The organism is Acinetobacter sp. KAM396, from assembly GCF_021602765.1.
GTDB lineage: Bacteria > Pseudomonadota > Gammaproteobacteria > Pseudomonadales > Moraxellaceae > Acinetobacter > Acinetobacter towneri_A.
The window spans coordinates 1-654 of record NZ_BPPH01000102.1; the positions used below are offsets into that span (position 1 = coordinate 1).

A 654-nucleotide genomic window follows, 5' to 3' on the forward strand; every position below is an offset into this window, starting at 1 on the left:
AAAATTATTCAGTGCTTTTGCATTGATATTCCTGCTTCTAAAACAGCCTTATTGCTTAACTTGAACCGTAATACCATCAACTATTGGTACATGCTTTTTAGAGAAGCAATCTACGATCATCAAACAGATTTAAGAGCAAAGTTTGTAGGTTCTATTGAAATTGATGAGAGCTATTTTGGAGCAAAAAGACAACGTGGTTTTCATGGGAAGTTGAAGCGAGGTCGAGGTACTTTAAAACAACCTGTATTTGGAATATTTGAAAGGAATGGTCGAGTTTATACAGAAATAGTCCCTGATTGTAAAAAGACTACATTACAACAAGTTATCTTAGGTAAAGTTGCACTTGAAAGTGTAATTTATAGTGATGGTTGGCGTGGATACAATGGTTTGGTAGATGTTGGTTACTCAAAGCATTTTAGAGTAAATCATGGAGCGAATGAATTTGCCAGAGGACAATGTCATATAAATGGAATAGAATCATTCTGGAGCTTTTGTAAAAGAAGGCTAGCAAAGTTCAACGGTATATCAAAAGAGTATTTTGATTATCATCTTAAAGAAACAGAATGGCGTTGGATGAGGGAGCCTAATGAGCTAGCAACAGAGTTGTGGGACCTCATTAGGTAAAACTAAGTGCAAATCTGCTAGTCTAGAGCC

1 protein-coding gene is annotated in these 654 nt (G+C 35.9%); it reads left to right on the plus strand.

Annotated elements, in window-relative coordinates; translation table 11 throughout:
* Positions 1-624, plus strand: a 624-nt coding sequence (locus L6C30_RS14690) for an IS1595 family transposase (protein ID WP_236163337.1), incomplete at its 5' end; no start/stop codon positions are given.
* Positions 625-654 lie beyond the last annotated feature (30 nt).